The sequence below is a fragment of the Nocardia fodinahabitans genome, assembly GCF_052983615.1.
In genome coordinates, this window is sequence record NZ_JBRJJC010000001.1 from 4,994,667 (window position 1) to 5,018,224 (window position 23,558).

Consider the following 23,558-nt stretch of genomic DNA (forward strand, 5'->3'; position numbering starts at 1 on the left):
CAACATTGCAATCATTTGTGTTGCATCGTACGGTTGAGGCATGGCTCACTCCGCTGACGCAACGAGGCGTCATCACCGCGAGGAAGCGCACGCGATCCACGCTCGGGACGTGCACTTCGACTTCGGTGATGTGCCGATGCACTACATCCCCGGCGAGGTCTTCGCGACGCACGTCATCAATGTCATGCACCTGGTACTGCCGGAAGGCGAACGGGCGATGGCACAGGCGCTCGCCGAGGCCCTGCCCTACATCGACGACCAGCGGCTGCGCGAGGAGGTGCAGGGCTTCGTCGGCCAGGAGACGATGCACGCCAGCAGCCATGCCGGCGCGCGCGATCACCTCCAGGCCATCGGTCTCGACGTCGAGCCGATGGTCGAGACCTTCGCCTGGTTCGTCGATCGCATCCTCGGCGACCACGGCCTGACCGGCCGGGCGAAGGAGGAATGGCTCAAGGAACGGCTCGCGCTCTTCGCCGGGATGGAGCACTACACCGCCGTCATCGGGGAGTGGCTGCTGGAGAACGACAAGTTCGAGGACCTGGGTATGGATCCGACCATGCTCGATCTGATCCGCTGGCACGGCGCCGAGGAAGTCGAGCACCGCAGCGTGGTCTACGACGCCTACATGTACGTCGACGGTGGCTATGTGCGCAAAGCGCGCACGGCGGTGGCGGCGAGCGTGTCGCTGCTGGCCACCTTCATGGTGGCCTCGGCCTACCTCTATGCCAAAGACCCCGAGCCGCACAAGGGTCCGTTCTGGCCGGTGCAATTCGTCCGGGCGACCGCCCGCGGCATCGTGCCGAATTTCGGTCTGTTCCTCAGCGAGATCCCGCGCTACCTGCGGCCGGGCTTCCATCCGTCCCAGCTGGGGCCGATGGATCGCGCGCTGCGCTACCTCGCGCATTCGCCCGCTGCCCGCGCGGCCCAGCGGTGACGGTGACGGTGGACACGATGGCGCAGCGGTACACCCCGCCGGTCGCCCTGCGGGCGATCGGCGCCGTCGCCGACGGCTACCGGCAGCTGTTCGTCGCGGGCCGCGCGGCCTCGCTCATCTCGCGACCGAACCCGTTGCGGCACAACGGTTTCGAGATTCCGGTGACCATCACCGGCATCGAGCCGGTAGCGGTGGACGTGCACGCCCTGACGCTGACCTCGCCGACCGGTACGCCGCTGCCGCCGTGGCGGCCCGGCTCGCACCTCGACATCGTGCTGCCCTCCGGTAAGCAGCGCCAGTACTCGCTGTGCGGTGATCCCGCCGATCGCCGCCGCTACCGGATCGCGGTGCGCCGCATCGCCGACGGCGAGGGCGGATCGGTCGAGGTGCACGACCGCCTGGCGGTGGGCGACACCCTGCGCATCCGCGGCCCGCGCAACGCGTTCGACTTCATCGCGGCGCCGTCGTACCTGTTCGTCGCGGCCGGGATCGGGATCACGCCGATCCTGCCCATGGTCCGGGCGGCGGCGCGGGCACGGGCGCGCTGGCAGCTGGTCTACCTGGGGCGTTCGCGGGCGACCATGCCGTTCCTCGACGAGCTGGCCGTCCTCGGCGGTAGCCGGGTCGACATCCGCCCCGACGACGAGTTCGGTACCCCGGACGTCGGCGAACTGATCGGCCGGGCCGCGCCCGGTGCGGCGATCTATGTCTGCGGTCCGCCGCCCGTGCTCGACGCCGCGCATCGCCACGCCTTCACCGTCAACCCGACGGGTTCGCTGCACACCGAGCGGTTCTCCGCGCCGCCGGTGGTCGACGGCCGGGAGTTCGAGGTGACGCTGGCCCGTTCGGGAACCACGGTCCGGGTCGGCGCGGACGAGACCGCGCTGGCCGCCATCACCAGGGTGCGGCCGGACGCCCTGTACTCGTGCAGGCAGGGGTTCTGCGGCACCTGCAAGGTCGCGGTCCTGGCCGGCGAGGTCGACCACCGCGACCGCAAACTCCTCGACGCCGAGCGCGGCGATCACATGCTGACCTGCGTCTCCCGCGCGGCAGGCGCGTCCCTCGTCCTCGATCTCTGAGCAGGGCACGAACGAGAAAGGTCGTCCATGGGGCGAACACCACTTCCTTCGGCAGCACCCGTGCGCACCGCACCCACGCAGGATGATTCGACCTTCGACGTCGTCTCGCCCGCGACCGGCGCCGTCGTCGGTACCTATCCGATCCACACCCCGGCCGACGTCGCCGCCACGGTCGCCGACGCGCGCCGGGCCGCGGACTGGTGGGGGCGAATCGGTTTCACCGAGCGGGCCCGGCGACTGGACGCCTGGCGGGGCGAGATCACCCGGGGGCGAGCCGAACTCGCCCAGCTCATCCACGAGGAGATGGGCAAGCCGCTCTCGGACGCCCGACTCGAGATCGCGATGGCGCTCGAACATCTGGCGTGGGCGGCGGGCAACGCGCGGCGAGTGCTCGGTCCGCGTTCGGTGCGGCCCGGTCTGCTCGCCGTGAATCAGGAATGCACGCTCGAATACCGCCCGTTCGGGGTGGTCGGTGTGATCGGACCGTGGAACTACCCGGTGTTCACCCCGCTGGGTTCGGTGTCGTTCGCCCTCGCCGCGGGCAACGCGGTGGTGTTCAAGCCGAGCGAGTACACCCCGGGTGTCGGGCACTGGCTCGCCGATCGGTTCGCGGCGGTCGTGCCGGAACAGCCGGTGTTCCAGGTGATCACGGGTCTGGGAGAGACCGGGGCCGCCCTGTGCCGCGCCGGTGTCGGCAAGATCGGGTTCACCGGGTCCACCGCCACCGGCAAGCGGGTCATGGCCGCGTGCGCGGAGTCCTTGACGCCGGTACTGATGGAGCTCGGCGGCAAAGATGCGCTCATCGTCGATGCCGACGCCGACCTGGACGCGGCGGCCGACGCCGCGGTGTGGGGCGGCATGTCGAACGCGGGGCAGACCTGCCTCGGCGTGGAGCGCGTGTACGTGCACACCGAGGTCTACGACGAGTTCCTCGCGAAACTCGTTGCCCGCGCGGAGAATCTGCGCGCAGGTACGGGCACCGCGAAGATCGGCCCGATCACCATGCCCAAGCAGATCGCGATCATCCGGCACCACATCGAGGACGCGCTCGCGCGCGGCGCGCGGGCACTGCTGGGGGGTGCAGGCGCGATCGACGGACAGTTCGTGCAGCCCACCATCCTGGTCGATGTCCCCGAGGACGCGGCCGCCGTCACCGAGGAGACCTTCGGCCCGACGCTGACGGTCGCCCGGGTGCGCGATATGGACGAGGCGATCGAGCGCGTGAACGCCGGGCCCTACGGGCTCGGCAGCACGGTCTTCTCGCGCCGCAACGGCAGGCGGATCGCCGACCGGATCCGCGCGGGCGGCACGTCCATCAACGCCTATGTCGCCCATGCCACCATCGCGCGGCTACCGCTGGGCGGCGTCGGCGATTCCGGCTTCGGCCGGGTGCACGGCGAGGACGGGCTCAAGGAGTTCACCTACGCCAAGGCCACGACACGGCAGCGGTTCGCGCTGCCGCTGGCCCTGACCACATTCACCCGCGGCGAGACCACCGACGCGATCGTCGATCGCCTGGTCACTGCGCTGCACGGAAGGAATCGGTAACCATGACCGAACACCGTCACATCGTCGTGATCGGTGCCGGATTCGGCGGCATCGCACTGGCGATCAAACTGCGCGAGGCCGGCTTCGACGATCTCGTCGTCCTCGAACGCGCTGCGGATCTGGGCGGAACGTGGCAGGCCAACACCTATCCCGGGTGCGCGTGTGATGTGCCATCGCAGCTCTACAGCTATTCGTTCGCGCCCAATCCCGACTGGTCGCGGACCTACGGCAAGCAGTCGGAGATCCTGGCCTACCTCCGCGGCGTGGCGACGACATTCGATGTCGTCCGGCACATCCGGCTCGACACCGAACTGCTCGAGGCCCGCTGGGACGAGCAGCGCTCGCTGTGGCGTCTGGAGACCTCCCGGGGTGCGCTGACCACCGACTACCTGATCTCGGCCACCGGCGTATTCGCCGAGGCCAAGTACCCCACGCTGCCCGGTCTGGACACCTTCGCGGGCACGACGTTCCATTCCCTGCACTGGGATCACGACCACGATCTCACCGGTGAGCGGGTCGCGGTGATCGGCACCGGCGCGTCGGCGGTGCAGTTCGTGCCGGAGATCCAGCCGAAGGTGGCCGCGCTCACCGTCTTCCAGCGTTCCGCGCCGTGGATCGTCCCCCGGATGGACCGGCCGACGCTGGCCGTGGAGCGCTTCGCGCTGCGCCGGATTCCGCTGGCGGGCAAGGCCATTCGCGGTGCCTGGTACACCGCGATCGAGGGCTTCGGGCTGGTCGGGTTCGTCGACAACCGCTTCCGGCACCCCTACGAGCTGCTCGGGCGCTGGCAGCTGCGCCGGCAGGTGCGTGATCCGGAGCTGCGCAAGAAGCTGACGCCGGACTACATGATCGGCTGCAAGCGCGCGATCTTCGCCGACGCCTACCTGCCCGCCCTCGACCAGGACAATGTCGACGTGGTGACCGACGGCATCGCCGAGGTGCGCCCGCATTCCATCGTCACCCGCGCCGGAATCGAGATCCCCGTCGACACGATCATCTACGGCACCGGGTTCGAGCCGGCGCCCTCGTCCTACGACCGCATCGTCGGCGGCGACGAGGTGTCCGTCGGCGACGTCATGCGCAAGCACCGCCGGACCTATCTGGGCACCGCCGTCGCCGGGTTCCCCAACCTGTTCCTCACCCTGGGACCGTTCGGCGCGGCGGGCAACCAGTCGGCGGTCTTCATGATCGAATCCCAGGTCGCCTACATCGTCGACGCGCTGAAGACGCTGCGCGACAAGGGCGCTCACCGGGTGGAAGTCCGGCAGGAGGTTCAGGACGACTTCGTCGAGGAGATGCATCGGCGCAGCGCGTCCACAGTGTGGCTCACCGGTGGCTGCGACAGCTACTACACCACCCCGGACGGGCGCAACGCCGGGCTCTACCCGAACTGGAGCTTCGAATACCGCAAGCGCACCAGCGCTTTCGATGCCGAGTCCTACGAGGTGAGTGCCTGATGGACATCACCGCACTCAATCCGCTGAGCCTGCTCACGCGCCGGTCCTACGACGTGCGCGGCAAGGTGGCGCTGATCACCGGCGCCGGGCAGGGGATCGGCCTCGAACTGGCCAGGATCCTCTATGCCCGTGGCGCTTTCGTGGTCGTCGTCGACATCGACGAGATCGGCGCGAAGGTCACCGCGGGCGAACTGGGGCCACGGGCGCTGGCGGTCACGGCCGACGTCCGGGACCGCGCGGCGATGGTGGCCGCCACCCGGCTCGCGGTGGACACCTTCGGCCACCTCGACGTCGTCGTCGCCAACGCCGGAGTGACGCCGAAGCCCGCCACCGTGCGCACGATGGACCCGGCCGATTTCGACCGGGTGATGGCGATCAATCTCGACGGCTGTTTCAACACGGTGCATCCCGCCCTCGACCACATCGTCGCGGCTCGGGGTCACGTGGTCGTCGTCTCGTCGTGCGCGTCGTTCGCGCCGGGCATGGCCGGGTCGCCGTACATGATGAGCAAGGCGGCGGTCGAACAGTTCGGGCGCGCGCTGCGGGTGGAACTCGCCGCGGCGGGCGCCAGCGCCGGCATCGCCTACTTCGGCGTCGTCGAGACCGAGATGACCCACGCCATGCTCGACCAGGACGATCTCGGCCGGGAACTGGACGAGATGCTGCCGTGGCCGCTGAACGTCCGCATCACCGCGTCGCACGCGGCGACCGTGATCGCCGACGGCATCGGCAGGCGCGCGGCCCGGACCGTCGCCCCCAGCGGGTGGGAGCCGTACGCGCTGCTGCGCGGTGCGGTCAACGTGGTGCTCGACGCGCAGCTCGCGGGCAGCGCGAAGGTCAAGGACCTGCTCGACCGGGTCGAGCAACGGAACGGCCGGTGACCGCGCCGGAGCGGGGGTCGTTGCGCACCAGGGCCACCCGGCTGGTGGCCGAACGCACGGTCAAGCCGTTGGCCGCCGCGATCCCGGTCAACCCCGCCACGTTGCCGATGGCCCGGCTGGCCATCGACGCGGCGATGCGGGTGGTCGGGCCGAGCCTGGCCGGCACCTCCGTGGAGCGCGTCGACGACGGCGCGGTGCGCGGTGAGATGGTCACCGGGCCGAAGGCCGACCGCCGCGACGGGGTGGTCCTGTACGTGCACGGCGGCGGCTTCGTCGCGGGCTCGGTCGCGGCGTATCGCGGTGTGGCGTCGCGGCTTTCGGCCACGACCCGCACGCCGGTCCTGGTCGTCGACTATCGCCTGGCGCCGGAGTATCCGAGCCCGTGCGCCCAGCTGGATGTGGCGCGGGCGTATCGGTGGCTGCTGCGGCGCGGGTTCGCCGCGGACCGGATCGTGGTCGCCGGCGACTCCGCCGGTGGGTTCCTGGCCGCGGATCTCGCGCTCGCCAACGCCCGCCTGCGCAGGCCGGGACCGGCTGGGCTGGTGCTGTTCTCGCCGATGGCCGATCTCGGCTTGCGGGTCGCCCGCACCGGCGACCGGAACCGCGACGGCGTGATCTCCTACGCGCTGTCGGTCAAAGCGGTCGCCCAGTTCACCAGCGAGCGTCTCGAACTCCGCCCCGAACGGGGCATGACCCTGCCGCCCACCCTGATCCAGACCGGCGGGGCGGAGTATTTCGCCGCCGACGCGATCGAACTGGCCGATCGCCTCCGGCAGGTCGGCGGGGCGTGCGAACTCCAGGTGTGGCCCGATCAGATGCACGTCTTCCAGGTCATGCCCGCCCTCGCGCCGGAGGCCCGTTTCGCCTTCGGCGCCGCGGGCCGATTCGTCACCACACTCCTCGATACCGAAGCCGCTACCGCGGTCTGAACACGAAAAGACCCACTATGCCTACGCAACGTTTCGAAACCCTCTGTGCCGCATTCCAGCACAATGCCTCTGTCGATCCCGATGCTGTCGCGCTGCGCACCCCGGGCGACGGACAGACCATGACCTGGCGGGAGTACGCCGACGGCGTGCGCGCCACCGCGGCCGGTCTGGCGGCGCTCGGCGTCGGGCGCGGCGACACCGTCGCGCTGATGATGGGCAACCGCGTCGAGTTCTATCCGCTCGAAGTCGGCGCCCAGCACGTGGGCGCGACCTCGTTCTCCGTCTACAACACCCTCTCCGCCGACCAGTTGGCGCACGTCCTCGGCAACGCCGGTGCGCGCGTGGTGATCTGCGAGCCGCAGTATGTGGCGCGACTGCGCGAGAGCGGCGTGGCGCTGGATCACCTCGTGTGTCTCGACGACGCGGTCGATGGCACGGTATCGGTCGCGGAGATGATCGCCGGTGGCGCAGCGGATTTCGACTTCGACGCGTCCTGGCGGGCGGTCGAGCCGGGCGATGTGGCGACGCTGATCTACACCTCGGGCACGACCGGCAACCCGAAGGGCGTCGAGACGACGCACGCGAACCTGATGTTCCAGGCCTACGGCCTCGGTGACGTGCTCGGCTTCGAGTTCGGCGATTCGATCACCTCGTTCATGCCGAGCGCCCACATCGCCGACCGGCTCACCGCGCTCTACCTCCAGGAGGTGTTCGGCACCCAGGTCACCGCGGTATCGGACCCGAAGCTGATCGCCGCCGCGCTCGCGGACCTGCGGCCGACCATCTGGGGCGCGGTGCCCCGGGTGTGGGAAAAGCTCAAGGCCGCTATCGAATTCGTCGTCGCGAACGAACCCGACGAGACGCGCAGGCAGGGCATGCAGTGGGCGCTGGCGGTGGGCGCCAAGCGCAGTGAGTACCAGCTGGCGGGGCAGCCGATCCCCGACGAGGTCGCCGCCGAATGGGCGAAGGCCGATGAACTGGTGCTGTCGAAGCTGCGGGCGAAGCTGGGTTTCGATCGGCTGCGCTTCGCGCTGTCGGGCGCGGCACCGATCCCGCCCCAGACGCTCGGCTTCTTCGCCGGGCTCGGTGTCCCGATCTCCGAGATCTGGGGCATGTCGGAACTGTCGTGCATCTGTAGCGTCAGCCACCCGAGCGATACCCGGCTCGGCACGGTCGGGCGACTGCTGGCCGGCATGGAATCCCGTGTCGCCGAGGACGGGGAACTGCTGGTCAAGGGCCCGCTGGTGATGAAGGGCTACCGCGGTGAGCCGGCGAAGACGGCCGAGGCCGTCGACGCCGACGGCTGGCTGAGCACCGGTGACGTGGTGACCGTCGACGACGACGGCTACCTGCGGGTGGTCGACCGCAAGAAGGAACTGATCATCAACGCCTCCGGCAAGAACATGTCGCCGACGACGATCGAGCACGCCATCAAGGCCGCGACCCCGCTGATCGGCGCCATGGCCACGATCGGCGACGGCAGGCCCTACAACACCGCGCTGATCGTCCTCGACGCCGAGAGCGCCGAACCGTATGCGGCCCAGCACGATCTGCCCGACGCGTCGGCCGCCGCGTTGGCCACGAACCCCGACGTGCTCGAGCAGATCGCCGCGGGCGTGGCGGCGGGCAACGCCAAGCTCTCCCGGGTCGAGCAGGTCAAGCGCTTCCGGATCCTGCCGGTGTTCTGGGAAGCCGGCGGTGACGAGGTGACGCTGACCATGAAGCTCAAGCGGAAGGTGATCGCCGAGAAGTACACGGCCGAGATCGCCGAGCTCTACGCCGAGAACCCGTCCGACCGGGTCCAGGAACCGGCCTAGCGTATCGGTGGCGGGCCGCACCGGGCCCGCCACCTCGCGCCGGCGGTCAGGGCAGCACGTTGGGGATGATCTGGGGTGCCTGCTGGGCGACCAGGGTGCCGAGGTAGGCACCGGCGTAGTAGCCGGCGTAGGTGCCGACCACACCACCGACGATGCCACCGGCGACCGCGCCGACCGGCACGCCGAGTCCGGCGGTGGGTACGGCCAGCGGGGTGGCCAGCGCCGCTCCGCCCGCCGCGCCGAGTCCGGCACCGGCGAGGCCACCGATCACCTGTCCGGCGGTGGAGCCGAGGAACGTGGCGTTCTCGATCGGGCTGGCGATGGGTGCCGCCGTGGCGATCGACCGGGTGTCCGTGATCGGCTGCGCGGCATCGAGTTCGGCGGGGTCACCGTGATCCGCTACGAGCGTGGACTCGGGGTCGAAGGAGGAGACCGGCTGCGCGGCAAGATGTTCGATGGGCGCGGCGTCGGCCACGACCTCGACGGCGGCGGGCTGCGGTGCCGCGAACTCGGGCAGATCGGGGGTGTACGAGACGGTCTCCACCTGCGCGGGCGAGGCAGATGGGACTCGGCGGGCAGGGCGCCCAGGGCGTTCAGCCCGGCGACTTCGACGCTTCGTCGAGCGAGGTGTAGTAGCGGAACAGCGGGCGAACACCGACCAGCTCCAGCGCCCGTTCCACGCCCGGCCCGCCGGCGAGCAGGCGCAGCTCGACGCCGTGTCCCCAGGCCTCGGCCTTGGCCGCCGACAGCGAGCCCGCCACCCGAATGCTCAAGAATTCCGTCTCGCGCAGGTCGAGCACCATCACCCGGGCACGGTCCCGGATCGAGCGCTCGAGCAGCGCGCGAAGGTGGGGCTGATGGGCGGCATCGAGCTCGTTTCCCGCGAAAAGCACCCAGCATCCCGGCCTGGCACGGCGGCGCAGCCGCTGGACCAGACCGCCGCGCGGCGGTCCGGGATACCAGCGCAGTCGGCTCGCACGCCGACGACCCGTCAGGACAGACATCCGACCTCCGACACAAGAGCACACCGGATCGCCGGGTCGGCGAAGAGCCGGTCGGCTGGAAGTCTCAACCGGGGACAATTCTGGCACGCGCGGGCGCCGCTGTCACCGACCCCGTGGGTTCAGCCCAGCGCCTGTTCGCGGAGCTCGCCCAGCGTCTTGGCGAGGATGCGCGAGACCTGCATCTGGGACACGCCCAGGCGTTGCGCGATCTCGCTCTGCGTCAGGTTCTCGGCGAACCGCATGATCAGGACCCGCTTGCTCTCCCGGGGCAGCGCGGCGATCAAGGGTGCCACCGCGATGGCGTTCTCGGTCAGCTCGTAGCAGGGTTCGTCGGCACCGAGGGTCTCGGTAATCGGCGGGGTGGGGCTGTCGCGATCGTCGTCGGTGATCCCGTCGATCGAGTTGGCCTGGTAGCCGTTGCTCGCCACGAGCGTCTTGGTGACGTCGGTGAGGTCGACCTCGAGTTCCGCGGCCAGCTCGGGCGCGTTGGGCATCCGGCCCAGGCGCTGGGACAGCTCCTCGGTGGCCGGGCCGATCCGCAGCTGGAGTTCCTTGAGCCTGCGCGGCACGTGCACGGCCCAGGTGCGATCGCGGAAGTGCCTGCGGACCTCACCCATGATGGTGGGGATCGCGAAGGACAGGAACGTGAAGCCGCGGGTGACGTCGAACCGGTCGACGGCGAGCACGAGCCCGACCCGGGCCGTCTGCTCCAGATCGTCGAACGCCTCCCCACGGCCGGTGAACTTGCGGGCGATGTGGTCGGCCAGCGGCAAGCACAGCCGGATCACCTCGTCACGCAGGGCGTCGTACTGCGGGTCGCCGGGCGGCAGTGCCCGCAGCTTCTCGAACCAGGGTTCGATGTTGTCGTAGCTGTCACCGCTGGACCGGGATCGCCGGACGCTCGTATCGCCGACTGTCGTTGTTTCCACTGCCATCGTTTCCACTGCCATCGCCACGTACCTCGCTTCCGGGCGGAGTCGGATGTCGATGGGGTACCCATCAGGGCCCCGGCTATGCCCGGAGTGTGGTCTATTCGGGGAGCGCGGGCCTGTGAGCTCGGCGAATCCAGCCGAATTCGATGGTCGTCGGGTAGCCGCGCCGCGCCGCGTCGTAGTCGCCGTAGTCGGTGTTCAGCGCGTCGGTCAGGGTCGCGACGACGTGCCAGCCGAAGGCGTTCTCGTCGATCGCGAAGGGCGCCCGCGCGAGCGTGCTGACCCGCGCGCCGAGTGCGCCGTCGTGCCCGGTGAACACGCAGTCGATGTGCGTGTCCGGGACCGCGGCCAGCACCAGAGCGGTGACTACCTCGTCCATCGCCAGCAGCAGATCGGTGACCTCGTCCAGGGCGAATCCGTCGATGAGCAGGATCGTCTCGGCGAGGGCGTGCGCCATGGTCAACCGGTCGAGGTCGGCCGGTATCTGGAAGCCGACAGCTCGCGACCGCGGCGCTCGGTCATGGTCGTCGTCCTGCACGCCGCCTCCCTTCGGGTCGCTGGCCGGTTGACTCCAGTGCGAGGAACTACACACGGCGCATACCCACGCCACGCCCGGCCAATCGCTGTGCGCCGAGGCGAGCGGTAGCAATCCGGGACAGGGGGGTATCGCCGCCGTCACGTTGGCGCATCATTGCGGCCGCGGCTGCTCGCGCCGCGCTCCATCGCGCGGGGAGTGACCTAGGCTTTTGTCGCCGAGATCGCGTCCCAGTCAGAGGAGGCTCGAAGGTATGCCCAAGTACATGTGGCGGGTCAGCTATCTACAAGACGGGGCCAACGGCCTACTCGCACAGGGCGGTAGCGCACGCCGGACGGCCATCACCGAGATGGTCGAGAGTGTGGGTGGGCGGGTGGAAGCCTGCTATTTCGCCTTCGGTGACGACGATCTGTTCGTGATCGGCGATGTCCCGGACGAGGTGGCCGCCGCGGCACTCGCAATTCGCACCGCGGCCGCCGGTGCCGCCGTCTCGCACACCGTCGGTCTGCTCACTCCCGAACAGATCGATGCCGCCGCGGCGCTGGATGTCACCTATCGGCCGCCGGAGTAACCAGCCTGGGTCTCGCCCCGCTCGGATCGATCAGGGTCACCACGTCGTGCGACAGCTCTGTCTGAGTTTGTTGCCGGACGGTGCCCTGATCGATGGGGGAGAATCCTCGGAGCTGGGCGGCTCCGTGTGTGAAGGAGGTGTTTGCCAGCCGATTCGAGTGGGCGCCTGAGTTCTCAGCTGTCTGGGTCAATCCTCGACAAGTTGCCCTCGGGTCGTTGACTCGGGGCCTATCGCAGGACTATCATTCCTACTCACGCGTAGTAATACTTCTACGCATGAGTAGGAAATGATGGGAAACCCGCAATGGCAACAGGTGCTTCCTTGCGTGAGTGGCTGTCGATACCCCCACTGACGCCCGCGGAGGACTACGGTTTCTTCGGCCCCGAGTCGGTCGCGTGGCGGGTCTGGAGTTACCCGACCAGCTTGACCGTCGGCTTCCAGCGGGCGGTGGTGATCGAGGAACTGGACCCGGCGCTGGTGGCCTCGGTGGATGCCACTCACGCGATCTACGACCGGCCGCGTACCCGATACGACCGCACGCTGCGGTATTTCGCCATGGTGATGTTCGCGGACAGCCGGTCGACCGCGCACGCGGCCGACATTCTGGTGAAGATCCACTCCAAGGGAATCGGCGTCGACCCCGTCACCAAGCGGTCCTACGACGCGAACGATCCGCGGTCGCAGCTGTGGATCCACCTGACGGCATGGCATTCGATCCTCGTCGCCTACGAGAAATACGGTCCCGGCCGGCTAGCGAGGCCGACGAACTCCAGTACTGGGCGGAGTGCGCGCGTGCGGCCGAGTTGCAGACCTGCGACCCGGCGGACGTGCCGCGCACCAGGGCCGGGATCAGCGAGTACTTCGAGCAGATGCGTCCGCAGCTGATCGGGTCCGACATCGCCCGCAAGGCGATGCGCCACCTGCTGCAGGCGGAGGTGATGATGCCGGAGATCCCGCTCCCGCTCCGGCCGATGTTCAAGGTCGTGTACGCCTTCCTGCGCCGGGGCACTCTGGCCACCATGCCGCGATGGATGCGGGAGATGGCCGGCTTGCCGACCGGCCGGCTGCTCGACGCGCTCGTCACGACGCCGATGAGCGTCGCCTTCACGCTGGTGAGTCTCAACGCGCGCCTGCAAGTTCAGCTGCTGCGCCTGATCTCGCCGATGTCGGTTCCGGTGGCCGGTCCGGTCCTGCTGAAGATTCCGCCGGCGAGCGCGACCACGATGACCCCGCGGCAAGCGCAGCAGCGCTACGGCTACGACATTCCCGCGCATGCCCATCAGGCGCTGCGGGACAAGCAGCGCGCTCGGGTCTTCGGTCGCGGGGAAGCGCCGGACGATCAGGGGCTGATCGAGTCCCAGGCCGTGCTCGGCGAGATTTCGTGAGAGGTGCGGTAATGATCGAAGAACTGCTCGGCTATCGCATCAGCCTCCGCCAGCTCATCTTCCTCGGTATCGCCTTCGGCGTGCCGTACTTCCTGATCGGGCTGTTCTGGCTGGGGACCCACCATGAGCACCTCGGCGACCTACAGGGGATCGACAAACTGTTCTCGGCGATCGGCGAGGTCATCGCCTGGCCACCGCTGCTGATCGCGGATATCCGGTTACGGTGACGCCGGTCGGTCGGGCGCGTTCTCGGCCTGCCAGGCCGAGACCACCGATCCGCCGACCGGGATCCGAGTACCCGAGCTGTCCTTGGGCAATGTCCGGGTCAGTGCCCGCACCGTGGGTCGAAGTGCGCGAGGGGAAGCGAGTTCCGGATTCGACAGCACCAGTCGGCCGAGCGATTCGATGAACCCGAGCATGACGCGACTGGCCAGTTCCACGTCCACGTCGCTGGGGCCACCGCGCCGCGCGATGCCCGTCTCGAGCAGTTCGGCGCAGCGTGCGACGACCTTCTCCCTGGCGCCGGCGAGCAGGCCGCGATAGGAGGCGGGAGCGCCGTCGGCGGGCATGAGGATCAATCGCCAGCGCACCGGATCTTCCTGGACCGCGGTGAGGAAGGCGATGACGGCTTCCTCGAACTCCACGTCCGGATCGGAATCGTCGAAATCCGCGGGCAGCGCCTCGAGGACCTGCGCGATGCCCCGGGTGTGTTCGCGCCGCAACAGCGCGTCGAGCAACTGGGGTGCGGTGGGATAGATCGCGTACAGCACGGGTTTGGCGACGCCGGCTTGTTTGGCCACCGCTTGCATCGTGAGCTCGGCCAAGCCGTCCCGGCCCGCGACCGCGCGGGCCGCGTCGAGCAGTTGCTCGCGGCGTTCCTCCGGCGGTAGTCGCGGGCCGTTGCGGCGCCGCGGCCGGGCGGGACGCGGTGGGGCGATCCGCCAGACGCCGTCGGTGTCCTCTTCGATGCTCATCAAGAAATGATCCCCCAAAGCCCTGGTGCCGCGTCACCGGCGCTGTTAGTGTCCACATATCTACTCTAGCGTAGTAATAATAACTACGACTAAGTAGAAAAGTCCGCGGGGAATCAGGCGTCGCGCCGAACTCAGGTCTCGAAAGCCGCGACGGCAACAGATCGGTCCGATCCATCAGCAACCGCCGAGAGTGAACAATCGTGCAGCAGTCGTCGACCAGAATGTCTGGTGAATTCACCGGGGCAACAGCTCCGCCGCGGGTAGGTGATGCCCGTGATCAGGTCCTCACCGTCGGGTTGACGTACTGGCGCGAACACCCGCAACGTGCCGTCGAGACGGCCGGGCGCCAGGTCCTGATGACCGTCCGGGCGCTCGCCGAACTGGTCCGTGCCCTGTTCACCCGGCGCTTTCCCGCCACGGAGTTCGTCAAGCAGTGCGCGTTCATGGCCAGTGTGTCGGCGTCGCCGACGCTGCTGGTCGCGATCCCCATCGCGGTCGTGGTGTCGATCCAGGTCGGATCGCTCGTCAGCCAGGTCGGGGCGACCACCTTCATCGGCGCGGTCAACGGACTGGGGATCATCCGCCAGGGCGCCCCGCTGGTGACCTCGCTGATGATCGCCGGCGCGGTGGGCTCGGCGATCTGCGCGGATCTCGGTTCGCGCACCATCCGGGAAGAGATCGACGCCATGAAGGTGATGGGTGTCGATCCGGTGCGTCGCCTGGTCGCCCCTCGCCTCGCCGCGGCGGTCGTGGTCAGCACCCTGCTGTGCGGGCTGGTCGTGTTCGTCGGCTTCGCGACCGGCTACGTGTTCAACGTCTACATCCAGGACGGGACGCCGGGTTCCTATGTCGGCACCTTCGCCTCGTTCGCCGTGGCCGCGGATCTGGTGGTCGCCATGGTCAAGGCCGCGGTCTTCGGTGCGCTGGCGGCGATCATCGCCTGTGACACCGGGCTGCACACCCGGGGCGGACCGGCGGGCGTGGCCGACGCGGTGAACTCCGGGGTCGTCAACTCCGCGATCGTCCTGTTCGCGGCCAACATCATCCTCACCCAGCTCTACAACGCGGTGTTTCCGTCGAAGGTGCTCTGAGATGGCCGCCGAATACGTTCCGCCCCTGTTGCGTCCGGTGCGCCGGCTGCGCGCCGCGGCCGCCGCGTCCGCGAGCGTTCCGGTGCGGCTCGGTCATCAAGGACTGGTGTTCGCGCAGTCGGTCGCGGCGATTCCCTTCGTCCTCGAGCACTATCGCAAGGAACTGCTGCGGCTGATCACCGATGTGAGCTTCGGCAACGGCTCCTTGATCGTCGGCGGTGGGGTGATCGGCGTCGTGGTCATCCTCTGTGGTTTCGGCGGGATCACCGTCGGCATGGAATCGCACACCGCGCTGAACCTGCTCACCATGAGTCCACTCACCGGCGCGATCTCCGGATTCGCCACCACGCGGGAACTGGCACCGCTGCTGGCGACCTTGGCGTTCGGCGCGCAAGCCGGCTGCCGGTTCACCGCGCAACTGGGCTCGATGCGGATCTCCGAGGAGATCGACGCTCTGGAGTCGATCGCCATCAGGCCGTTGCCCTACCTCATCACGACGCGCATGCTGGCGGCCGTCGTCGCCATCGTGCCGCTCTACACCGCGGGTCTGGCCATCGCCTATATCGCGACGAGAATCACCGTGGCCGTCCTGGGCGGGACGACGCTGGGCACCTACGACCACTACTTCCACCAGTTCCTCGACCCGGTCGACGTGGCCTACTCGATCCTCAAGATCATCATCTTCGCCGCCGTGGCGACGTTCATCCAGTGCTACTACGGCTACACCGCGGCGGGCGGGCCCGAAGGTGTCGGAGTCGCCTCCGGCCGCGCGATCCGCATGACCATCGTCACGGTCGTGTTCGTCAATCTCCTGATCTCCCTGTCGATCTGGGGGATCGACCCGGGTATCAGGATCACGGGATAGGCCTCGACCATGATCATCGACCCCAGCGGCCGCGGCCCGAGTGCCCTGCGGCTCGGCCTGTTCGGCGTGCTCATCGCCGCGCTCCTCGCCACCGTCGTCTACCTGCTCGGACTGCGCTACAACGGCAAGTTCCTCGATACCGTCGAGGTGACCGCCGCCATGACCAGCACCGGCGACGGCGTGCCCCAGCGCGCCGACGTCACCTTCCGTGGGGTGCTGGTCGGTCAGGCCGCGGGCACCGGCATCGCCGCCAGCGGCGAGCGCCAGGAGGTGCGGTTGCGCATCGAACCGGCGCTGGCCCAACGCATTCCCGCCACGGTCACCGCCCGGGTGGTGCCGAACAACATCTTCGGCGTCACGGCCGTCGTCCTCATCGACAACGGACCCGCGCCGGACCGATTGCGCGACGGCGCCACCATCGCCCAGGACACCAGCGCGGTGGGCGCCCAGTTGCAGACGACCTTGACCACCCTGCGGACCGTTCTCGACGCCATCGATCCGATCCGGCTGGCCACCGTGCTCGGCACGCTGGCCGACGCGCTCGACCCCACCTATCGCATGCCCGGCTCCACCATCGAACGACTCGACACCTGGACCACCCAGGTTCGGGCGACGCCGGGAATCGGCGATCTGCTCGGCGATCTCGGCGCCGCGGCCTCGGCGGTCAACGAGTCCGCGCCGCAACTGGTCGACACCCTCGTCTCGTCGGTGACCGCGGCGCGCACCCTCACCGAGAAGCGCGCGAACCTGATCTCGCTGCTGACCGCCGCTCGTGGCGCGGTCGGCGTCACCAACACCCTGTTCGAGCGCAATCCGGACGCGGGCCCGGAACTGGCCGGCGGGCTGCACGAGACCTTCGGCGCGCTGGCCGCCGACTCCGGCGCCATCGGCACCGCGGTCGCCAATCTCGATACCGCGCTCAGCCGACTGGCGACGGTCTTCAACTGGGGACCCGACAAGCAGATGCGCTGGGTCGTCGACGTGAGCTTCACCCCGTTCACCCAGTACACCGCCGCGGACTGCCCCCGATACGGCGATCTCGCCGGGCCCCGCTGCGGCGGCTCCTCGGTGCCGTATACCGCTCCGGAACAACATCTTCCGACGCAGCTGCTGCCGCGCCGACTGGAAGCTGCGGGCCCGCTCCCCGTTGTTCCCGGGCTCCCTACCCTCCCGGCGATCCCCGGCCTGACACCGATCGGCCCCGCCGCGGCCCCGGCGTCCGCTACCGGGCCCGCTGCCCTGCGCGGCATCGAGGCCATCGAGGCGCTCGTCGGTCGACCGCCGAACGCCGCGCAACTGGTGCTGCTCACACCGGTGCTGGCCGACGGGGAAATCAACGTCACCTACGCCGACGCCCAGCCCCGGGGGAACTGACATGATGAAAACCCGCACCGCGGTGCTGATCTCGGCGCTGTTCGCCGGACTGGCCCTGATCGCCGCCTACACCATCTTCTCGACCTTGCAGCGCGGGGTCAGCGGCGATACCGTCCGCTACACCGCGACGTTCGGCAACGTCCTCGGGTTGCGCGTGGGCGACGACGTCCGGATGGCCGGAATCCGGGTCGGCCGGGTGGATTCCATCGAGCTCGACGCGGACCGGCGCGCCTCGGTGGTGCTGCGCGTGCAGGCACGCCAACAGCTCACGACCACCACCAAGGCGTTGATCCGCTATCAGAACCTGATCGGGCAGCGGTATGTCGCGCTGGCCGCCGGGGACCGGGGTGGGGACCGTCTGCCGCCGGAGGGCGCTATTCCCTACGAGCGCACCGAGTCGTCCTTCGATGTGTCCACGGTGCTGGCGGGGTTCGAACCACTGTTCGCCACCCTGGAACCCGACGACATCAACTCCTTGTCGCACACGCTGATCCAAGCCCTCCAGGGTGACGGAGTGTCGCTGAGCGCGCTGGTCACCCAGGCCGCGCAACTCGCCGGTACCTTCCGCGACCGTGACGAGATTCTCGGCCAGGTGATCACCAATCTCGGTGGCGTGGTGGAGGGTCTGGCCCACCGCAGCGGTGAGCTGGAAACGCTGATCACCCAGACGCGCACGCTCACGGTCGACCTCTACGAGCAGGGCACGACGCTCGCGACCGCGGTCGAGCAGGCCTCGGGGTCGACCAGGCAGCTCGCCGACCTCATCGCCCGGATCAGACCCGGACTCGCGCAGGCGCAGCAGTCCGCGAACGAGGGTGTGCGCCTGCTGATCTCCAACGGCGCCCGCCTCGACATCACGGCCGCCGAGCTGCCGTTCGTGCTGGCCGGTCTCGCCCGGATCAGCGGCAACGGCACCTATATCAACTCCTACGTCTGCAGTCTGGATGTCTCGCTGTGGGGTGTGCTGCTGCCGCCCGGGACGTTCGACCAGATCGGTGGCAATTCCCATTCGGAGGTATGCCGGTAATGACGTCCACCCGACCATCCGAGCGCCCGCGCACGCTGCTGCCCACCGTGCGGCGAGTGTGGCAGGCGATACCGAGCTATTCGAGCAATCGCCACTGGTGGCTCGGCCTCGGCGCCGGCGCGGCGGTGGTGCTGCTGCTGTTCGGTTCGAGCGCGCTCACCTGGTTCGATCTCGGTCACCGGACCGTGCACGCCGAATTCGCCCAGACCGCGGGGCTCCGCGTCGGCGACAGCGTCGCTATCGCGGGCATCGAAGTCGGCACGGTGAAGTCGACGCGACTGGCCGGCGACCGGATCGAAGCCGCGCTCTCGATCGAGAGCGGAATCCGGGTCGGTGACGACGCCAGGGCCGCGATCAAGATGTCGACGATCCTGGGCCGGATGCACGTCGAACTCGATCCCGGCGCGCCCACGGCGCCGGAGAGCAGGCGAATTCCGTTGCACCGGACCGAAGTGCCCTACAACCTGGCCAAGGTCGTCAACGACGACAAATACACCCACTCCTTCGAGCACCTCGAGCGGATGGATCCCGTGGCATTGCGGGCCTCGCTGGACGCGCTCGCTCGACAGATGGGGGACTCGCCGCAGCTGACCGCGGCGGCGCTGGACTCGGTGGGTTCGCTGGCGAAGGTCATCAGTGATCGCCGCGACGAGGTCGAGCAGCTGCTGCGCAATATCGACAAGGTCTCGAGCGTGGTGTCCGACAACCAGAACGCGGTCCTGCTGCTGCTGACCCGTGGCCAGGCCATCGGTGACGCGGTCGCCCGACGGCAATCCCTGGTCACCCAGCTGCTCGACAGCATCGCCGCGGTCTCGAAGGACCTGCAGGAGATGGGCATCGAGAACGGGGGACAGCTCGCACCACTGATCGCCGATCTGAACACGATGGCGGCGGGCCTGCAGAACAACAAGGCCAACCTGGACAACCTGTTCCAGATCATGCCGGTCACCCTCCGGCAGTTCAACAACACGCTCGGCAACGGGCCCTACGGGGAGATCTATCTGCCCTGGATGTTCCCCGACAACTGGCTGTGTGCCGTCCAGGCCGTGGAAGGTTGCCGCTGATGCGCACGACATTCGTCCGCCTGGCCGTCCTGGCCGCTGTCGCCGTGTTGTCGGCGGGCTGCTCGGCGCTGCCGCACAGCCTGACCTCGCTGCTGAGCGAGGAGAAGACCATCACGGCGGATTTCGAGAACGTCGCCGGGCTGTATGTCGGCAACGAAGTCTCCGTCCTCGGCATGCCCGTCGGCCGGGTGACCGCGCTGGTCCCCCGAGGCGAGTACGTGCAGGTGCACATGGTCGTCGATGCCGAGGTCGATCTGCCCGCCGACGTGATCGCGGCGCTGGTCTCACCACAGATGATCACCAACCGCCACATCGAACTCACCCCCGCCTACACCGGCGGCCCCACCCTGCTCGACGGCAGCCACATCCCGTTCGCCCGCACCAGAACACCGGTCGAGCTGGACCGGATTCTGCGCAATTTCGACGACATCGGAAAGGCGCTGGCGGGCAACAACTCCGACGGACCGATGGCCAGCCGGGTGCTGTTCCCGCTGCTCGACGGCAACGGTGACCGCATCAGCGAAACCCTGGACGCGCTCTCCGGTGCCTTCGCGGTGACACTGGCCAACAAGGACCAGATCTCCAACGCGATCGTCCGGCTCAACGACGTCACCCAGATCCTCGCCGACAACGACGCGACGGTCCGTGACTTCAGCGCCCGGCTCACCCAGTTGGTCACCCTGATGCGCGAGCAGTCGCCGGGACTACAGGCCGTGCTCGCCCAGATCAACGACTTCGTCGCCAACACCAGCGCGGTCGTCGGGGAGAACAAGAAGCCGCTGACCGACGCGCTGCTGCGATTGATCACGATCACCGCCCAGATGCGCGACCACGCGCGGGGACTCACCGAGATCGTCGACATCGCACCGCTGTTCCTCGGGAACCTCGGCAACGCGGTGAGTCCCGAAACCGGGGCCGTTCGGCTCCACCTGTTGACGGACAAGAGCCTGCTCGACAACGAGTTGCTCGCGCTGTTCTGCCAGCGGGTCGAGCTACGGGCCGACGGCTGCCGAACCGGCAAGCTGCAGGACTTCGGCCCCGACTTCGGACTGTTCGCCGCGCTGTTGGGACTGACCCGATGAGACACCATCTCGCTCGCGCGGCGGTCCTGGTGCTGACGGCCTGCTCGGTCGCCGGCTGCGCGGTGACCGTCGACTCCATGCCCTTGCCCAAACCCGGCCTCGACGGCCCCACCTATACCGTGCGGGCACTGTTCGACAACGCGCTGAATCTGCCCGACCGCGCGCACGTGAAGACCGGCGGTACCGACATCGGCGTCGTCACCGGCCTCGACACGATCGATTTCGTGGCCGCCGTCGAGCTCGAGATCCGCGGCGACGTCCGGCTGCCGCGCGGATCGCGGGCCGAACTCCGGCAACCGACGCCGCTCGGCGACATCTACGTCGCCATCGTGCTGCCCGAACTCGGTTCCGGCACACCGATGCTGGCCGACGGCGACGTCATCGATCAGGAGCACACCTCGGCGGGCGCCTCGGTCGAGGAACTGATGATGTCGCTGTCGATGCTGCTCAACGGCGGTGCGCTCAGCCAGGTGGCACGGATCACCAGCGAGGCGAACTCGATGTTCGCCGGACGCGGACCCCAGCTCTCGCACCTGCTCACCGAGCTGACCGCCACGCTCACCGCGCTCAACGCGCGGACCGGGCAGATCGACTCCGTGCTGCACGGGCTCGACGCGCTCAGCGCCACCCTCAACCAGCGCCGGGCCGAGCTCGGCCAGGCGGCGGACACCTTCCCGCCGCTGATCTCGGTGCTCACCGAGAACAACCGCGCCATCACCGAACTCACCACCGAGGTCTCGACCACCCTCGATGCGCTGGGCGAGTTCACCGCCACCAGCAGTGCGGACTTCGTCGGGCTCTTCGACAGCGTGCAGGCCCTGATGATCGGCTTCACCCAGATGGGCGACCACCTGGCCGGGGCGCTGGACCAGCTGCACGCGCTGAACCCGTCGCTGCTGGCCACCACCCAGGGTACGAGCCTCGCGGTCGCGGCGACGGTGTCCTACCTCAGCATCGGCGCCCTGACCGACCCGAACGGGAGCAGGCTGCCCGACGGATCGGATCCCGGCGCCTTCGTCGGCAGTCTCGCCGAAGTCCTCGCGCGGGTCCTCGGCCGGTTGCAGGGCGGCGGGCGATGATCGAGTATCCCCGCCGCAGTGTCCGATACACGCCGGCGCTCGTCGTCGCCCTCGGTGTCCGGCTCCTCGGTGTGGCGCTCGAGGTCGCCGCCGAATTCCTGCTCCGGGCCGCGGGCTGGGCGAAACGGCACGTCAACGGTGTCGCGGCGGCGGGGCTGGTGGCGACGCTGGTGGTCAGCGGCGGATATCTGCTCGTCGATGTCATCCGGGTCGACCCGTTGCGTGACACCTTCACCGTCCGGGTGGAACTGACCGGTTCCGGTGGGCTGCTGGAGCATTCCGATGTCACCTTCCGTGGCGTGCGCGTCGGCACGGTGCGGTCGCTGGAGTTGTCCGAGACCGGCGTCACCGCCGTGGCCGACATCGATGCCGGTTTCCGCATCCCCGCGGGCGGCGCGGTCGTCGTCGCTCGGCTGTCGGCCGCGGGGGAGCAGTACCTCGATATCCGGCCCGATTCCAGCGACGCTCCCTATCTGACCGACGGCGCGGTCGTCGAGTCGGCCCGGACCGCGACGCCGGTCACCATCGACGAGTTCCTCACCAACACCGCCGATTTCATCGACGGCTTGAATCCGCGGCGGTTGAACGTCATCGTCGCCGAACTCGACAGGGCGCTCGCCGGCGGGCCGGATCAGCTGCGCACCGTGATCAGCGGGATCAGCCAGGCCATGGTGGGAATGACGGAATTGCTACCGCAAACCCGCAATCTCGTCGAGAAGCTGTCCATCATCGCGGAGACCACCTCGCACGCCCAGCCGGATCTGCGCACCCTCGTCGCGGGGTCGGGAGTGCTGTTCGGGCAGTTCGCCGCCGCCGACCAGGAACTGCGGCGAATACTCGACCTGGGCCCCGGACAGCTGGCGACGCTCGGCGGCGTGGTCGCCGAGACCACCGATCCGATCACGAATCTGGTGACCAACCTCCGGGCCATCACCCGGGCGGCCCGGCTGCGCACACCGGCACTGACGGCACTGTTCCCCGCACTGCGATCCGGCACCGCCCTGCTCGGAGTTCCGGCGCACGACAATGCCTTCCACACGATGGTGGACATCTGGCCGCGACCGTTCTGCGAGTACGACACCATCCCGGTATCGCCCGCCACCGTCTCCGACGGCAGCGTCCGGCTCTACAACTACTGCGTCACCAGCGATCCCGCACAGCAGGTCCGGGGGTCGGCGAACGCGCCGCGACCCGATACGCCCGACAACACCGCCGGACCGCCGCCGGGAAGCACCGGCGACGAGCGGTCCGTACCGCTGCCCGGCCGCTGAACCCCTGTTACCGAGAGGAACCCCATGACCGACACCGAGGAATCGGCAGGCCCCGTGCCGGACCGATCCGATGAATCCACCACTACCGCAACACCATCCACCAGCCGGTCGCCGCGCCACCGTGCCACCGCGATCGGCGTCGCCCTCGCTATCGCCCTCGGCGTCGGCGGAACGGCGACCGGCGGTTACTTCGGGTGGCAGAACCACCGTGTCGGCGAACTCGAGCGCTCTCGCACCGAGGCACGGGCGGCCGCCTGCGCGTACGGCTCGGTGCTGTCGACCTACAACGCCACCGATCTCGATTCCTACTTCGCCGCCGTGCTCGACCGCGCCACCGGCGCGTGGAAACAAGAATTCGAGTCCACCAGTGCCGACCTGCGCGAGGTCCTGATCCAGGGCCAGGTGCAATCGACCGCGGGCACCGTCGAGTGCGCGATCGCCACCAGCGGCACCGATACGGCCGAAGCGATCGTCGTCGTCGACCAATCCATCGCCGGCGTCGGCACGCAGCAGCAGCCTCGCCGCGGTCAGCTGTCGATCACGTTGTCGCTGGACAAGTCCGGCGACCGATGGCTGACGAGCAAAGTCTCCTCACCCCTGCTGCGCACCAACCAGTGAAGCACGCTGCTCAGCGGGTAGTTGCCGCCGGTTTCGCGGCG

Annotated in this window: 23 protein-coding genes and 1 pseudogene; 19 read left to right on the plus strand and 5 right to left on the minus strand. The window is 68.9% G+C overall.

Translation table 11 applies throughout. The features are described from left to right. Nucleotides 1–40 precede the first annotated feature (40 nt). The 7 genes from NV348_RS23205 to fadD11 are packed head-to-tail and all read left to right on the plus strand — an operon-like array spanning nucleotide 41 to nucleotide 8,645. A complete protein-coding gene (locus NV348_RS23205; RefSeq protein ID WP_447148789.1) occupies nucleotides 41–934 on the plus strand; it encodes a metal-dependent hydrolase in 894 nt (297 codons plus the stop codon). Nucleotides 935–951: 17 nt separating this feature from the next. Then, entirely contained in the window at nucleotides 952–2,013 is a 1,062-nt protein-coding gene (locus NV348_RS23210) for a PDR/VanB family oxidoreductase (RefSeq protein ID WP_447148790.1), read from the plus strand. Nucleotides 2,014–2,040: 27 nt separating this feature from the next. Continuing rightward, nucleotides 2,041–3,561 (plus strand): aldehyde dehydrogenase family protein, encoded by a 1,521-nt coding sequence (locus NV348_RS23215; RefSeq protein ID WP_447148791.1) that lies wholly within the window; start codon nucleotides 2,041–2,043, stop codon nucleotides 3,559–3,561. A 2-nt stretch (nucleotides 3,562–3,563) separates the two neighbouring features. Beyond that, on the plus strand, nucleotides 3,564–5,018 hold the full coding sequence (locus NV348_RS23220; RefSeq protein ID WP_447148792.1) for a flavin-containing monooxygenase: 1,455 nt from the start codon (nucleotides 3,564–3,566) through the stop codon (nucleotides 5,016–5,018). Continuing rightward, nucleotides 5,018–5,899, plus strand: a complete 882-nt coding sequence (locus tag NV348_RS23225) for a short-chain dehydrogenase/reductase (RefSeq protein ID WP_447148793.1) — start codon at nucleotides 5,018–5,020, stop codon at nucleotides 5,897–5,899. Before NV348_RS23220 ends, NV348_RS23225 begins: the two co-directional genes overlap by 1 nt. Beyond that, nucleotides 5,896–6,828 (plus strand): alpha/beta hydrolase, encoded by a 933-nt coding sequence (locus NV348_RS23230; protein WP_447148794.1) that lies wholly within the window; start codon nucleotides 5,896–5,898, stop codon nucleotides 6,826–6,828. Before NV348_RS23225 ends, NV348_RS23230 begins: the two co-directional genes overlap by 4 nt. 17 nt (nucleotides 6,829–6,845) lie before the next feature. After that, nucleotides 6,846–8,645, plus strand: coding sequence for a fatty acid--CoA ligase FadD11 (gene fadD11 / locus NV348_RS23235; protein WP_447148795.1), 1,800 nt, complete (start codon nucleotides 6,846–6,848; stop codon nucleotides 8,643–8,645). A gap of 46 nt (nucleotides 8,646–8,691) precedes the next feature. On the opposite strand, the gene NV348_RS23240 is transcribed toward fadD11, so the two are convergent. From NV348_RS23240 to NV348_RS23255, 4 genes are all read right to left on the minus strand, one after another. Beyond that, the gene (locus NV348_RS23240) at nucleotides 8,692–9,189 is read right to left on the minus strand and encodes a hypothetical protein (protein WP_447148796.1); all 498 of its coding nucleotides are present in this window, start codon (nucleotides 9,187–9,189) and stop codon (nucleotides 8,692–8,694) included. 49 nt (nucleotides 9,190–9,238) lie between these two features. Next, complete coding sequence (locus tag NV348_RS23245) at nucleotides 9,239–9,649, minus strand: STAS domain-containing protein (RefSeq protein ID WP_447148797.1); 411 nt, start codon at nucleotides 9,647–9,649, stop codon at nucleotides 9,239–9,241. A gap of 119 nt (nucleotides 9,650–9,768) precedes the next feature. Further along, nucleotides 9,769–10,584: an RNA polymerase sigma factor SigF gene (locus tag NV348_RS23250; RefSeq protein ID WP_447148798.1), complete on the minus strand. Its 816-nt coding sequence runs from the start codon at nucleotides 10,582–10,584 to the stop codon at nucleotides 9,769–9,771. A gap of 94 nt (nucleotides 10,585–10,678) precedes the next feature. Next, the gene (locus tag NV348_RS23255; protein ID WP_447148799.1) at nucleotides 10,679–11,119 is read right to left on the minus strand and encodes an anti-sigma factor; all 441 of its coding nucleotides are present in this window, start codon (nucleotides 11,117–11,119) and stop codon (nucleotides 10,679–10,681) included. A 250-nt stretch (nucleotides 11,120–11,369) separates the two neighbouring features. Here NV348_RS23255 and NV348_RS23260 point away from each other — a divergent pair, with 250 nt between their 5' ends. The 3 genes and pseudogenes from NV348_RS23260 (at nucleotide 11,370) to NV348_RS23270 (ending at nucleotide 13,299) form a co-directional block, all read left to right on the plus strand. Then, nucleotides 11,370–11,687: a GYD domain-containing protein gene (locus tag NV348_RS23260; protein ID WP_447148800.1), complete on the plus strand. Its 318-nt coding sequence runs from the start codon at nucleotides 11,370–11,372 to the stop codon at nucleotides 11,685–11,687. 303 nt (nucleotides 11,688–11,990) lie between these two features. Next, nucleotides 11,991–13,072, plus strand: a pseudogene (locus tag NV348_RS23265) (oxygenase MpaB family protein). An 11-nt stretch (nucleotides 13,073–13,083) separates the two neighbouring features. Then, entirely contained in the window at nucleotides 13,084–13,299 is a 216-nt protein-coding gene (locus tag NV348_RS23270; RefSeq protein WP_447148801.1) for a hypothetical protein, read from the plus strand. Here the strand turns inward: NV348_RS23270 and NV348_RS23275 are convergent. After that, complete coding sequence (locus NV348_RS23275) at nucleotides 13,291–14,046, minus strand: TetR/AcrR family transcriptional regulator (protein WP_447148802.1); 756 nt, start codon at nucleotides 14,044–14,046, stop codon at nucleotides 13,291–13,293. The genes NV348_RS23270 and NV348_RS23275 overlap by 9 nt on opposite strands. Before the next feature lie 221 nt (nucleotides 14,047–14,267). Between NV348_RS23275 and NV348_RS23280 the strand changes: the two genes are divergently transcribed. The 9 genes from NV348_RS23280 to NV348_RS23320 are packed head-to-tail and all read left to right on the plus strand — an operon-like array spanning nucleotide 14,268 to nucleotide 23,517. Beyond that, nucleotides 14,268–15,137: an MlaE family ABC transporter permease gene (locus NV348_RS23280; RefSeq protein ID WP_447148803.1), complete on the plus strand. Its 870-nt coding sequence runs from the start codon at nucleotides 14,268–14,270 to the stop codon at nucleotides 15,135–15,137. A 1-nt stretch (nucleotide 15,138) separates the two neighbouring features. Further along, nucleotides 15,139–16,002 (plus strand): ABC transporter permease, encoded by an 864-nt coding sequence (locus NV348_RS23285; RefSeq protein WP_447148804.1) that lies wholly within the window; start codon nucleotides 15,139–15,141, stop codon nucleotides 16,000–16,002. Nucleotides 16,003–16,011: 9 nt separating this feature from the next. Beyond that, entirely contained in the window at nucleotides 16,012–17,376 is a 1,365-nt protein-coding gene (locus tag NV348_RS23290) for an MlaD family protein (protein ID WP_447148805.1), read from the plus strand. Nucleotide 17,377: 1 nt separating this feature from the next. Further along, on the plus strand, nucleotides 17,378–18,403 hold the full coding sequence (locus NV348_RS23295; RefSeq protein ID WP_447148806.1) for an MCE family protein: 1,026 nt from the start codon (nucleotides 17,378–17,380) through the stop codon (nucleotides 18,401–18,403). Next, nucleotides 18,403–19,467 carry an MCE family protein gene (locus NV348_RS23300; RefSeq protein ID WP_447148807.1) on the plus strand — a complete coding sequence of 355 codons (1,065 nt, stop codon included), beginning with the start codon at nucleotides 18,403–18,405 and terminating at the stop codon, nucleotides 19,465–19,467. Before NV348_RS23295 ends, NV348_RS23300 begins: the two co-directional genes overlap by 1 nt. After that, nucleotides 19,467–20,549: an MCE family protein gene (locus NV348_RS23305; protein WP_447148808.1), complete on the plus strand. Its 1,083-nt coding sequence runs from the start codon at nucleotides 19,467–19,469 to the stop codon at nucleotides 20,547–20,549. The genes NV348_RS23300 and NV348_RS23305 overlap by 1 nt, the downstream gene beginning before the upstream one ends. Then, nucleotides 20,546–21,628 carry an MCE family protein gene (locus NV348_RS23310; RefSeq protein ID WP_447148809.1) on the plus strand — a complete coding sequence of 361 codons (1,083 nt, stop codon included), beginning with the start codon at nucleotides 20,546–20,548 and terminating at the stop codon, nucleotides 21,626–21,628. The genes NV348_RS23305 and NV348_RS23310 overlap by 4 nt, the downstream gene beginning before the upstream one ends. Continuing rightward, the gene (locus NV348_RS23315; RefSeq protein ID WP_447148810.1) at nucleotides 21,625–22,899 is read left to right on the plus strand and encodes an MlaD family protein; all 1,275 of its coding nucleotides are present in this window, start codon (nucleotides 21,625–21,627) and stop codon (nucleotides 22,897–22,899) included. The genes NV348_RS23310 and NV348_RS23315 overlap by 4 nt, the downstream gene beginning before the upstream one ends. Before the next feature lie 24 nt (nucleotides 22,900–22,923). After that, the gene (locus NV348_RS23320) at nucleotides 22,924–23,517 is read left to right on the plus strand and encodes an Rv1363c family protein (RefSeq protein WP_447148811.1); all 594 of its coding nucleotides are present in this window, start codon (nucleotides 22,924–22,926) and stop codon (nucleotides 23,515–23,517) included. Nucleotides 23,518–23,558: the final 41 nt, after the last annotated feature.

Coding starts and splice junctions, on each gene's coding strand:
- NV348_RS23205 (WP_447148789.1), top strand. CDS start 41: ATGGCTCACTCCGCTGACGCAACGAGGCGTCATCACCGCGAGGAAGCG.
- NV348_RS23210 (WP_447148790.1), top strand. CDS start 952: ATGGCGCAGCGGTACACCCCGCCGGTCGCCCTGCGGGCGATCGGCGCC.
- NV348_RS23215 (WP_447148791.1), top strand. CDS start 2,041: ATGGGGCGAACACCACTTCCTTCGGCAGCACCCGTGCGCACCGCACCC.
- NV348_RS23220 (WP_447148792.1), top strand. CDS start 3,564: ATGACCGAACACCGTCACATCGTCGTGATCGGTGCCGGATTCGGCGGC.
- NV348_RS23225 (WP_447148793.1), top strand. CDS start 5,018: ATGGACATCACCGCACTCAATCCGCTGAGCCTGCTCACGCGCCGGTCC.
- fadD11 (WP_447148795.1), top strand. CDS start 6,846: ATGCCTACGCAACGTTTCGAAACCCTCTGTGCCGCATTCCAGCACAAT.
- NV348_RS23245 (WP_447148797.1), bottom strand. CDS start 9,649: ATGTCTGTCCTGACGGGTCGTCGGCGTGCGAGCCGACTGCGCTGGTAT.
- NV348_RS23250 (WP_447148798.1), bottom strand. CDS start 10,584: ATGGCAGTGGAAACAACGACAGTCGGCGATACGAGCGTCCGGCGATCC.
- NV348_RS23260 (WP_447148800.1), top strand. CDS start 11,370: ATGCCCAAGTACATGTGGCGGGTCAGCTATCTACAAGACGGGGCCAAC.
- NV348_RS23270 (WP_447148801.1), top strand. CDS start 13,084: ATGATCGAAGAACTGCTCGGCTATCGCATCAGCCTCCGCCAGCTCATC.
- NV348_RS23275 (WP_447148802.1), bottom strand. CDS start 14,046: ATGAGCATCGAAGAGGACACCGACGGCGTCTGGCGGATCGCCCCACCG.
- NV348_RS23280 (WP_447148803.1), top strand. CDS start 14,268: ATGTCTGGTGAATTCACCGGGGCAACAGCTCCGCCGCGGGTAGGTGAT.
- NV348_RS23285 (WP_447148804.1), top strand. CDS start 15,139: ATGGCCGCCGAATACGTTCCGCCCCTGTTGCGTCCGGTGCGCCGGCTG.
- NV348_RS23290 (WP_447148805.1), top strand. CDS start 16,012: ATGATCATCGACCCCAGCGGCCGCGGCCCGAGTGCCCTGCGGCTCGGC.
- NV348_RS23295 (WP_447148806.1), top strand. CDS start 17,378: ATGATGAAAACCCGCACCGCGGTGCTGATCTCGGCGCTGTTCGCCGGA.
- NV348_RS23300 (WP_447148807.1), top strand. CDS start 18,403: ATGACGTCCACCCGACCATCCGAGCGCCCGCGCACGCTGCTGCCCACC.
- NV348_RS23305 (WP_447148808.1), top strand. CDS start 19,467: ATGCGCACGACATTCGTCCGCCTGGCCGTCCTGGCCGCTGTCGCCGTG.
- NV348_RS23310 (WP_447148809.1), top strand. CDS start 20,546: ATGAGACACCATCTCGCTCGCGCGGCGGTCCTGGTGCTGACGGCCTGC.
- NV348_RS23315 (WP_447148810.1), top strand. CDS start 21,625: ATGATCGAGTATCCCCGCCGCAGTGTCCGATACACGCCGGCGCTCGTC.
- NV348_RS23320 (WP_447148811.1), top strand. CDS start 22,924: ATGACCGACACCGAGGAATCGGCAGGCCCCGTGCCGGACCGATCCGAT.